This is a genomic window from Alcanivorax borkumensis SK2, assembly GCF_000009365.1.
Taxonomy (GTDB): domain Bacteria; phylum Pseudomonadota; class Gammaproteobacteria; order Pseudomonadales; family Alcanivoracaceae; genus Alcanivorax; species Alcanivorax borkumensis.
Genome location: NC_008260.1, coordinates 1,818,057 through 1,829,642 on the forward strand (window position 1 = coordinate 1,818,057; position 11,586 = coordinate 1,829,642).

Below are 11,586 nucleotides of genomic sequence, written 5' to 3' on the forward strand. Positions count from 1 at the left end.
CGTGCGAGCTTGCCGAGCCAGACCATCAGCACGTTGCTTAACCGGGGAAGCATGATGGTGCGATAGCGCCCGGCCAACGCCTTACTAACCCCGCATCGGTTCGCATGGTATACGCCTTGAAGAGCAAGGAATGAGCCGCTCTGGAACGCCGTAATAGACGCCACATTGATGAGGAAAACACCCCTCCCTGCCGACTTCCACACCTTGATTAACCGCATTCAATTGCGGCACCAACCGCCAAGTCAAATCCATCAACACAGTCACCGTTACCTGAACCATATCGAGCCCGTACTACAGCGCCGGCTCGCAAAATTTACCAATCGCTGAAATACGCCTTTTGACTAAACCCATCGGAAAAATAAAGAACCCTAGCCAACTAAACCGTGCCCCACAGGCTCAACTGCCCATGGGGCCCCGGCGGCACAAACCCACTGGTATCCAGCGACAGCGATTCGCGCGCGGCCAGCCCAGCACTGCGACAGGCGGAATCAAAACGCTGACGGAGTAAGTGTGACCAAGCACCTTGCCCACTCTGACGGTGATGCCAACGGCTATCGTAAATCGCTCCGCCGTGTAGATCCCGCATCACGGACATGACCTTATCCGCACGGTCTGGATAGTGCTCCTCTAGCCATTGCTGCCACAACGGCCCCACTTCGTGGGGCAAGCGCAGCACCACATAGCTCGCCTGCTGGGCACCGGCCATGGCCACCTGATGAACAATATCTTCCAGTTCGTGATCATTAATAAAAGGAATCACCGGCGCCACCAATACCGTCACCGGTACGCCGGCTCGGCTCAGTTCGCGCACCACTTTAAGTCGTTCCTTTCCCCCGCTGGCGCGAGGCTCCAGCTGGCCCTTAAGGCGGTTATCCAACGTGGTAACCGAGACAGCGACGCAAGCACGCCCTGCCCGCGCCATGGGCGCAATCAAGTCTAAATCTCGCAGCACTAAGGTGCTTTTGGTAATCAGGCTGAAAGGGTGCTGACAATCCACCAGCACCTGCATCAACTCGCGCGTAATGCGTCGCTCACGCTCAATGGGCTGGTAAGGGTCGGTCACGGAACCCAGTACAATCGGCCGGCAACGGTAGCTTGCCTTACGCAAACTATCGCGCAGCACTTCGGGGGCATTGTCCTTACAGAAAATTTCGCTCTCAAAATCCTGGCCGGGGGATAGGTCCACATAGGCATGATTGGGACGCGCATAGCAGTAGATGCAACCGTGCTCACACCCCCGATAAGGGTTGATACTCTGCTCAAAAGGCAGGTCCGGGCTGCGGTTGGTCATGATAATGCTGCTGGCTTTCTCACGGTGATAGCGAGTGGGCCGATTCACAGGCGGACTATTAGATTCAGAATGACTGACGGCAAAACGCCCTGGTCGCTGGCTGAGGGTTCCCCTATTCATTGCACGCATACACTTCACCTCTGCATGTACTGTCTTTTTGTACAGTATATGCAGAGGCCTACCAACTCAAGTGCAATCCGTGCGTTCCTCGACAAAAGGCCTACAAACTGCGCAACTTACGCAGCTCGCGCACACCCACCGCCAGCGTCATAAAGTCGTAGGGGCCTTCCGCTTGCAGGCTTTGCAAGCGATGTACGCCAAAGGCTACTTTTTGGCGCGACTTCTCCTCCCAAGCAGCAAATCTTGCCGCCGCTGTCTCGCCTGCGCACTCCAGTACTTTAGCGGCCACTTGCCGATGCAAACGGTAAGAGTCTTCTCGTAGATTAGCCCGGGCCAAGGCTTGCCAGCGATCCTGAACAGACAGATCGATAATCGATGACAATAGCCACAAAATATGCAGTTTATCGCCGACGAAGAAGTACACTTGCGCTGCAAGTTTCAACGGCACCTGAGCCTGAGAGGCAAGCTCTACAATATCCAGAGCACAGCCTAGCACCATGGTATTGGCTAGCATTTTCGCTTCTTTCTCGGGCACGCCATCGTCTTTCATGCCCTCCACAGCCTGATCCCATTCCTGCCGGTAACTGCCCGGCAGCACCTCGGGCAACATACTTTCCAGTTCAGCAATGGCCTGCCGGTAACGGGCCACAGCTTCCGCCACCGGACGGCGCCCCCACTTGTAATGAATCAGCCAAGTGGTCACGTGCTTCATCAGCCCGATTACGCGACCATAAAGCCGTAATTGCACCTGACTATCCACCCGCCCATCCAGCTCATCCACCGGCGCCCAATAAAGGTCCCCGTCAAAAACGGCATGAGCCATGACATAGGCCTTCACCAGCCGATGCAATGACAAACCATGCTCATCTGCGTAACGATGAACAAAAGCAAAGCCCACGCGATTAACCACTGCATTAGCCAGCACGGTGGCGATCAACTCCCGGCGCAAACCGTGATTAAGAAGATCATCACCAAACGACTCCACCAGTTCCCGCGGGAAGTAATGCAGCACATCTTGATCAAAAAAGGCATCGTCAGGCACATCCGATGCTAGCAAGGCATCGAACAAGGCATTCTTCGTATAGGACAACAGCACCGACAGCTCCGGGCGAGTCAGCCCTTTACCTCGGGTACGGCGCTCACTTAACCCTTCATCATCTGGCAAAAATTCCACCGCACGCACCAGCATCACCTGGCGCTCTAGTGTCCGCAGATGGTTAGCATGTTCATCCAGCCGCGACGCAGCGTTATATTCCAACAGGCTGAGCGCCAAGCTTTGCACGTAATTGTCACGCAATACGGCATCGGCTACATCGTCGGTCATGCGCACCAGTAAAGGGTCGCGGGTATCCCGATCCAGGCGCCCATCGCGCAGACGCTGGTTCAATGGAATCTTGATATTCACTTCCCGATCCGAGCTGTGCACGCCGGCGGAATTATCGATGGCGTCGGTATTAATGCGGCCACCTTTGAGAGCAAACTCAATACGGCCCAGCTGAGTGAGCCCCAGGTTGCCACCCTCACCCACAACCTGGCAGCGTAGATCCTTGCCGTTTATACGAATGGCATCGTTGGCTCTGTCGCCCACTTGGCCATGGCTTTCATTACTACCCTTCACATAAGTGCCGATACCGCCATTCCAGAGCAGCTCCACCGGCGCCTTGAGAATCGCCGTAATCAATTCCGCAGGCGTCAGCGTGCGCTCAGTAATCCCCAACGCCTCGCAAGCCCGCTCACTGAGCTCAATACTCTTGGCACGGCGCGACCAGACGCCCCCCCCTTCAGACATAGCCTCGCGATCGAAGTCATCCCAAGTGGCACCTTTGGTTGTAAACAGGCGTTGTCGTTCGACAAAAGTAGCGGCCGGGTCCGGGCTTGGGTCGATGAAAATATGCAGGTGATTGAACGCGGCAACTAGCTGAATCTGGTCTGATAGCAACATACCGTTGCCGAACACGTCCCCACCCATGTCACCAATGCCAACCACAGTGAAAGGCTCAGCCTGAATATCCTTGCCCTGTTCGCGAAAGTGGCGTTTTACGCTTTCCCAAGCACCGCGAGCAGTAATACCCATTTGCTTGTGGTCGTAACCCGCACTGCCACCTGAAGCAAACGCATCGCCCAGCCAGAAACCGTAATCGTCAGCCAGGCCATTGGCGATATCCGAGAACGTCGCAGTGCCTTTATCTGCGGCCACCACCAAATAGGGGTCATCTACGTCATGACGAACCACCTGATTCGGCGCCACGATCGTATCGCCCTCGCGGTTGTCGGTGATATCCAGAAGCCCGCGAATGAAATCTTTGTAACAGGCGATGCCTTGCTGCTGCCACGCCTCCCGGTCACTGGGCGTGCCGCCTTTCACTACAAAGCCACCCTTGGCACCCACCGGCACGATAATAGCGTTCTTAACCATCTGAGCTTTGACTAGGCCCAGCACTTCGGTGCGGAAATCCTCACGGCGGTCGGACCAACGCAGGCCGCCACGGGCCACAGGCCCACCACGCAAATGAATACCTTCCATGGTGGGCGAATAGACAAAGGTTTCGTACATAGGCAGCGGTGGCGGCAACTCGGAAACTTTCGTTGGGTCGAGCTTGAGGCTGACATAAGATTTGTCGTTGCCTCCTGCCGTTCGCTGATAGAAGTTAGTACGCAGCCCTGCTCTCACCACGCTCAAAAACGCCCGCAATACTCGGTCTGCATCCAGTGAAACTACGCTGTCCAGTTCTTGGGCCAAGCTCTGTGACAGTTTCACTCCTTCATGCTCACGGCGACTATCGCTTAACTGCGGGTCAAAACGGTTCTCAAAAAGCTGCACCAATAAATGGGCAATGCGTGCATGTTCCGCCAGTAACTCCTCCATGTAATTTTGAGAGAAGGGTAATCCTGTTTGAATCAGGTATTTTGTCAGCGTACGCAAACACACCACTTGGCGGGCATTTAGCCCTGCCAGCAACACCAGTCGATTAAGACCGTCATTTTCGGTATCGCCATTCCAACATTGCAGAAAAGCCTGTTCGAAATAACGTTTCTGTTGCACCGGCCCCAAACAGCAGTCCCCGTTGACTTGCACATCAAAAACCTGAATCCAGCGGGGCTCACCGCCGCGAGGAGTCACCTGGGTGGGGTTCTGGCGCACGACTCGCAGGCCAAAATTCTCCAGCGCCGGCAGCACAGCGGATAATTCAATGGGATTATTCAAACTGTACAGGCGCAAACTGGTTGGACACGCCGCACCATCCGCATCGGAAACAGTCAAACAGGGCAACACAGGCTGGTCCGCTCTCAGCTGAATCAAGTACTGCAAGTCTGCGGCAGCTTCCACAGCGCTGTAGGCTTCCCGATAACTTAAAGGAAAGGCTTCTCTATACTGCAACGCCAACGTAGCACCGTCACCGGCCCGGGGGCCCATCTCCTCGCACTCGTCATTCTGGTCACTGGTTTTGCGTAACACTTCCCCTAGCTGATCAGACCAAGAGCGGGTGATCTCGATCAACCGCTCCTCTACCTGGTTATCGTTCATTGCCAGCTGCATGCCCTGAGGGATGCGCACAATACAATGAATCCGAGCCAGCCCTTCACGGAGAAAATCCACCGTACGTTCCACCGAGCGGCCATTACACAATGTCATCAGCTCAGCCGTCACCTTGTCGCGCAGTTCCGGGGAATAACGCTCGCGGCTTAGGTAAATCATGCAGGAATAAAAACGTCCGTAACGGTCTCGACGCACGAAAACCCGCAAATGGTGACGATCACGCAGGGCACGAATACCCATGCAAATGTCATACAGCTCTTGCTCGCTACACTGAAATAATTCATCACGGGGCAGTTGGTAAATAATGTCGCGCAGGTGCTTGCCGGAGTGCGAGCGACCTGGCAAACGAGAACGCTCCAGCACGTAATTCACCTTGCGGCGAATCAATGGAATATCCCGGGGCCGGTTGATATAGGCATCAAGGGAAAGCAAACCGATATAGCGGTCGGTGCCTTCAACGCAACCGTCTGCAGCCAAACGTTTTACCGAAACCACATCCATGTAGTGAGGATGATGAATATGCGAACGCACATTGGCTTTGGTGACAACCACTAGGCGACCATGGCGGATGTATTTGGCCATTTCTTCATTCGGTGCAATAAATTCATCCGCATTGGCATAGGGGCTATTCGGGCGGGCCAGACCAAGCCCTGCAGCATTATCCAGGTGCAACTGGATGCCCCCCTCCATATCTTTTGCTTCAGAGCGGGCATAACCAAGAAAGGTAAAGTGCTCTTCAGACAACCATTCAATAAACTCTTTTGCTTCCTGTAGCTCCTGTTGGTCTCGATTAGGATAACTGGCCGATAAATTAGCCTGGGTCGCGCTAAGGTTATTGAGCATGGGCTCGAAATCTTCCACCACCACACGCAAGTCATCGAGCACACGTTCAAGAATAGCCTGCAAGTTGGCGTAATCCTTATCCTCGCCCAGCGGTTCGAATTCCACATAGATCATGGATTCAGCGGGCTGCTCACCGTCACCGACACCAACCACCTGGGTGAGATGCCCATGGGCATCGCGGCGCATCTGAATCACCGGATGCACAGTCCAGTCAATAGCCGTACCCGCATCACGCACGGCCATAGCCACGGAATCCACCAAGAACGGCACATCATCGGTAACAGTGCGTAGTGCAGCAAGCCCACCGGGGTGGCAAGGGGGTTTCAAGTGGATAAGGGTTTCGCCGGGGTGGCGTTGGAGTGTCATCAACCAGTGCTGCTGGGCGATTTGAAAAAGCGCCTCAGGGGAGCGAGCGGTCAGTGCAGCAAGGCTGCTCATTTCATAATAGGCAGTGAGAAAACTGCGAAAAAGAGACTGTTGATCAGCGCCGATGTGAGCCGTCACCAGCCCTTCCAGCTGGGCCTGCAATAGCGCTTCGCGTTGAGCGACCTCATACTGCATCAAAACCTCCGGCGTCCTTATACTACGAAACGTATCGAGTAAAACCGAAGCACGTGGCCAACCACGACCTTCAAGCTCTCCTAGGCCCGCCGGGCACACGCACAGGCCTTTTCGCTCACTCTATACCCCCGGTAGCAATGAATGCCAGCCTGGCTTTTCATGTCGTAGAACCACGCTCAAGCTCTCCGCTCATTCTTTAAGGAATGCCAATCTGAGAGCGCCGTCATACTCGACAAACGCCCCGGCCTAATTAAACGAAACGGCGTGGCCGCCCGCTAATAGCGGCCACAGGGGCAGACGGCAAGGCCTAAAAGACCTTAGAAGAAAGGAGGAGAAAAGAGGCGAGAAACTACTGCATCGATTCCTGCTGCACTAACACCCATGGCGGCAGCACCACGGTCCACAGAGCTTTGTCTTCGGCGAACCAGGCTTGTGCCTGCTCATCGCTCACCTTGTCAACCTGCGTCTTGTCACGCCACAGAGCAATCAGTTCTGCCTGATCTTCTGAAAATGCCAGCGCGACCTCAATCAGATCTAACTCTGGCGCCACATAGATCGTCTGGCCACGGGCAAAGAAGGGCTGCAGCTCTTTCCAGCTAGCTTTTGCGGTTTCGTGGTTGAGTTTAGCTTTGAGGATTTCCCGCTGTTCTACTTGCTCAGACATGACCGACTCCTGCAATGAAGCGATGCATTATCGAGGTTCTGCTGCGGGCAATCAAAGGGAGAAAAAAAGACGCCCGCCATTTGGGGGTGGCGGACGTAAGCTGTACCGGGTCGAAATCGAACATCCGTGTTCCATCGCGTCCTTGCGAGATCCACTTTAGGCAAATCAGCCAACGCTAATAAGGTAAAAAAACGCCAATCCCTGTAAGCTTTTCGCCATATAACGCAAAGGGCAGGTATTTCTGCCCAACACAGCCTGCGTTACCACTCGATAGTTCGACTTGCCTCCGGTACTGCCCGGTTTCGGCGATCGAACAGAGCAAACTGAGCCCCCTTGTCATCAAATGACACCACCGAAAACGCATTGTTGCTGAAAACCTCCCCCGGCACGCTGACATGCCCTAAGGGCCGTCCCCAACCGCTATACAGCAACCCCGGCACCCGAATCATTGGACGATACCAACGAAACGCGAATAGCGCGGTGGGCCAAAACAACCCCGAACAGGTCCAACTGTGCACCTTCTTGCCCCCATTCAAGGTCAGGCTAGCGTACAGAGAGGCATGCACATCACCGCTGAGCACCACCAGTTTTTGGCTCGCGCTTTTTGCCATGGCCGACAACAAGCGCTGGCGCTGATGACGAAAGCCTTCCCAGGCATCCTTACCCTGAAAGGGACGGCGTTGTTCAGGAAACATAACAACGGAGGTCACCAAAACCTTGATGCGATCAGGATCACGATCTAGCCATTCGACAAACGCCTGCTCCTGCACCTCGCTGATCATCTTGCGCTGCCAGGGCCAGCGGCTTAGAACCCGCTCGGTACGCACATCCATCACAAAGAAATCCGCCGGGCCACGGGAAAAGGTATACCAGAATTTATCGGGATCGCGGTCCAAATAGGTGCCGGCCTGATTCAAGGGAGCAGCCGGAGAATGGGACGCTTGGTAAATCTGATAGGCCTTGATCGCAGCCGGATACTTGTTGGTCCACCGATCGGCATCCGCCTTGGCTGGCCAGTTATTCTCGATTTCATGATCATCAAGGATCATGTAGCTATTAGTTTCCCTTAGCAGTTTCGCCAAATGTGGCTGAGAAAAACTGGTCCGATAGAGAGAATCGAAATCATCAGGGGTGGTAGCGGCACCAATGCTATACAGGGCATCGGCATAGACCTGATCGCCACCGAAGAGCACAAAATCCAGATTGTGTTGCTCCGCCTGGGCCGACATTTCTGCAAAAATTTTGTCCGCGCGATCATCCTGAATAATGCCATCCAGCCCTACAAACCGGTAACAACAGGAACCGAACAGGAAGGTAGTCTGATTCGCCGTTGGCTGATGGGTAGAAAAGCGCCCCGTATCCACACCATGCCAATCCAACGGTGTCTGTTCTTCCGAGCGCACCCAACCTGCCTGATATTGATAGCAGGCCCCCGGTTTTAGCTTATTGATTACCACGACCCCGGACCCGTCAAAATTACCATTGAGGCGGAATCGTCGGGGTTCAGACCAACGTTCTTCGCCCAGCTCACGCCAACGCACCCGCCCCCACATGAATTTGTTCCCGGCTCCTAGCTCTCCTTTGGGCAATGCCCCGAAAAGACGCACATGAGACTCCCCGGACTCACCGGTAATAGGGCCAACCGAAAAACGGTTTACTATTGCTACCATGGGTTATTCTCCCGCTGCATTGAGCCCCCCGGCTCACGCTGCTAGCATCACTGAAAAGAGGTGAGATCCCCCCTTCATCCACTGATGGATATAGACACTTTGTTCAACGACTCGAAAGCCACCCTGTTGTTGCTTGTCGCTTTTTTATCAGTCTGTCTGTCCACACTGGCATCCGCCAATGGACCGGACACCCAGATTATTGGCGAACAACAAGAGCACCTACACCCTTATAAGGGCCTGTATTCCTTTTGTACGCCTGCGGATCAATCACCAGACATTACTGACATTCTTCAACGCCGAGACCTACCATGGCAACCTACCGGTGCCGGCGTACCGAATTTAGGCTTTATCAGGGATCATTGCTGGTTCCGTTTCTCAGTTCGCAACCTTAATCAGTTCCATAGTGCCTGGCAGCTGGAAATCGACTACGCCATGCTCGGCGAAATCGATGTTTACCAAATTGATGCCGGCGGTAATCTGGTTGCCCATTTCCAGGCAGGCATGGACCGTGACTTTTCAGTGCGCCCAGGCACCGCCCCCAAGCCAGCCTTCCCGCTTACCCTACCGGCCGGCACCGACAGCGACATCCTGCTCAAGGTTTCCTCTGCACACAGCATTCAGTTACCGCTGGAGTTGATGACGCAAGAAAACTACAACGCCTCCACGCAAACACAAAGCATAGTGCAAGGCATTTTCTTCGGCGGCATGCTGGTGATGATTCTTTATAACCTGTCGCTGTTCTTTTCCATCCGCGAAAAAGTCTACCTGCTATATGTATGCTGGTCCGCCGTTGTCACCCTGTTCATGGCAGTCCTGCATGGCTATGCCCAGCGTTATTTGTGGCCGCACTCTATCCTGATCAGCCAGTACATCATTCATTACCTGCTACCCTTAGTGGCACTGCTACCGCCTCTGCTTGCCCTGCATTTTTTATCATTACAGGAAAAATCCCCTCGCCTTGCCGTGTGGCTGCGGATCTTGATCGGCATAGGCACGATACTATTTCTAGCGACCCCCTTTACCAGCCGCACTTTCCTAATACCGATTTCCGCTAGTGCTATTTTGCTGATGGATTTCAGCATTTTTCTCATCGGCCTAATTCGCACCCGAGCCGGCGATCCGGACGCGCGTATTTTCACCCTGGCTTGGTTCTGCTTTATTGTCGGTGCGGCGACTATTGCGCTGAATAAATATGGCCTAATCCCGCGCAACATACTGACCGAAAACCTAATGCAAATCGGTGTTTTCTTGGAGGTCGTGCTGCTTTCACTGGCCTTAGCCCGGCGCATCAATCGCTTGAAAGAGGCCCACTCCAACTCCGTTCGCGACCGCGCCATCGCAGAAATGGAAGCGTTTAAGGCTGGGGCCAGAAACCACGCTAAAAGTGAATTTCTAGCGACGATGAGTCATGAAATTCGTACCCCCATGAACGGAATTATGGGCATGACTGATCTGTTGCGTCGCACCGACATGACCCAACAACAGGAGCAATATGTCGGCACCATCTACCAATCGACCCAGTCGCTGCTAAGAGTCATCAACGACATTCTTGATTACTCTAAAATTGAGTCCGGCAAACTCGAACTGGACTACCGCTCTATCGCGTTAGAAAACATCGTCGATGACTGTGTTCGCTTGTTTGCACTGCACTCCAGTGAAAAGGGCCTACCGCTCTATATCCACATTGATAGCCGCGTCCCTGAGCGCATCAAAACCGACCCCATTCGCCTCAAGCAAATCATTACTAATCTGCTCAGCAATGCCTTCAAGTGCACCGATCGGGGCCACATTGCCCTGCATGTAAACTTGAAACAACCCCCCAATAACAAGGGGGTATGCATGCTGATGATCGAAGTAGTCGATACAGGGATAGGTTTGGATGAAGGGCAGCAATCATCGCTGTTCCAAGCATTTACGGACCTGTCAGCCAAAACTAAACACAATGGTGCCGGCCTTGGGCTGGTAATCTGCAAACGGTTGATCGAACTACTAGGCGGGGAAATTGGTGTCTCCAGCTCCCTAGGCCGCGGCGCCACGTTCTGGATATCACTGCCCGTAGAGGTGGAAACTAATCAAAGAAAACCGGTTTTGGAAAATCGCAAGGCCGTCATTATTTCTAGTTCCGCACCACAACTACTCAGCCTGTCTCAGATGCTTAGCCGCTGGGGGGCTAAAACGTTGGAATATCGCAACGTCGCTGCGGCGCTGAACCCTGCCAACCCTAGCCAAGCCGTGGATTATCTTATCGCTGAATTGCCGGTCCTAGAAAACCCGCAAAACGTTGAGCAACTTCGTGCCCAATTCGATAACCCCGCGCTGATATTGCTGCACCCTACAGGTCAGCCTCTCAGTGACAATCTACCGGAAAATCTGCTGCTGATAGAAACGCCGTTTTCCTGCCAGGCACTCAAGCGCAGCCTGCTAACTGGCCCCGACGAAAACAGGGCCTTTACAGAAAAACGCGCGCCCTTAATCTGCCTGGACCAAGCCAATATACTCAAAGTAATCGTGGCGGAAGACAATGCGGTGAACCAGCTGGTGATCGACAGCATTCTCAAATCACTGGGTATTCATGCCACCCTGGTTAGTGATGGAGAGCAAGCCCTCGAGCTGGTGCGCAACCGGCCAAATCACTGGGATATCATATTCATGGATTGTGAAATGCCCATCATGGATGGCTATCAAGCCAGCCGGGAAATTCGAGCACTCGAAGCCGAACATGAAGCACAGCCCCATTGCTGGATCATCGCCCTGTCAGCCCATGCCACCGGGGACTATGTGCAAAAAGCCCGTGATGCCGGGGTAGACGATTACCTCAGTAAACCGGTTTCCCAGCAACAGGTGCGTGACGCCCTAAAACGCGGGCAGGTCCCCAAGGGCACTCGCTAATTGCCATACC

The 11,586-nt window shown here is 54.0% G+C and carries 5 protein-coding genes; 1 reads left to right on the top strand and 4 read right to left on the bottom strand.

Annotation, left to right across the window (positions count from 1 at the left end; translation table 11 throughout):
- Window positions 1–376: 376 nt before the first annotated feature.
- The 4 genes from ABO_RS08270 to ABO_RS08285 form a co-directional block, all read right to left on the bottom strand.
- Window positions 377–1,420: a PA0069 family radical SAM protein gene (locus tag ABO_RS08270; protein WP_041704964.1), complete on the bottom strand. Its 1,044-nt coding sequence runs from the start codon at window positions 1,418–1,420 to the stop codon at window positions 377–379.
- Between the two features lie 91 nt (window positions 1,421–1,511).
- A complete protein-coding gene (locus ABO_RS08275; RefSeq protein ID WP_011588876.1) occupies window positions 1,512–6,353 on the bottom strand; it encodes an NAD-glutamate dehydrogenase in 4,842 nt (1,613 codons plus the stop codon).
- Window positions 6,354–6,702: 349 nt separating this feature from the next.
- Entirely contained in the window at window positions 6,703–7,017 is a 315-nt protein-coding gene (locus ABO_RS08280; RefSeq protein ID WP_011588877.1) for a DUF2288 domain-containing protein, read from the bottom strand.
- A gap of 260 nt (window positions 7,018–7,277) precedes the next feature.
- Window positions 7,278–8,687, bottom strand: coding sequence for an alkaline phosphatase D family protein (locus ABO_RS08285; RefSeq protein ID WP_011588878.1), 1,410 nt, complete (start codon window positions 8,685–8,687; stop codon window positions 7,278–7,280).
- Between the two features lie 84 nt (window positions 8,688–8,771).
- On the opposite strand from ABO_RS08285, the gene ABO_RS08290 reads away from it, so the two are divergent.
- Window positions 8,772–11,576 carry a hybrid sensor histidine kinase/response regulator gene (locus tag ABO_RS08290; protein ID WP_232501263.1) on the top strand — a complete coding sequence of 935 codons (2,805 nt, stop codon included), beginning with the start codon at window positions 8,772–8,774 and terminating at the stop codon, window positions 11,574–11,576.
- The last annotated feature ends 10 nt before the right edge of the window (window positions 11,577–11,586 follow it).

What these genes read in the sequence shown, in the direction of transcription:
- ABO_RS08270 (WP_041704964.1), bottom strand. Translation starts at nt 1,420, where the DNA reads ATGCGTGCAATGAATAGGGGAACCCTCAGCCAGCGACCAGGGCGTTTT.
- ABO_RS08275 (WP_011588876.1), bottom strand. Translation starts at nt 6,353, where the DNA reads ATGCAGTATGAGGTCGCTCAACGCGAAGCGCTATTGCAGGCCCAGCTG.
- ABO_RS08280 (WP_011588877.1), bottom strand. Translation starts at nt 7,017, where the DNA reads ATGTCTGAGCAAGTAGAACAGCGGGAAATCCTCAAAGCTAAACTCAAC.
- ABO_RS08285 (WP_011588878.1), bottom strand. Translation starts at nt 8,687, where the DNA reads ATGGTAGCAATAGTAAACCGTTTTTCGGTTGGCCCTATTACCGGTGAG.
- ABO_RS08290 (WP_232501263.1), top strand. Translation starts at nt 8,772, where the DNA reads ATGGATATAGACACTTTGTTCAACGACTCGAAAGCCACCCTGTTGTTG.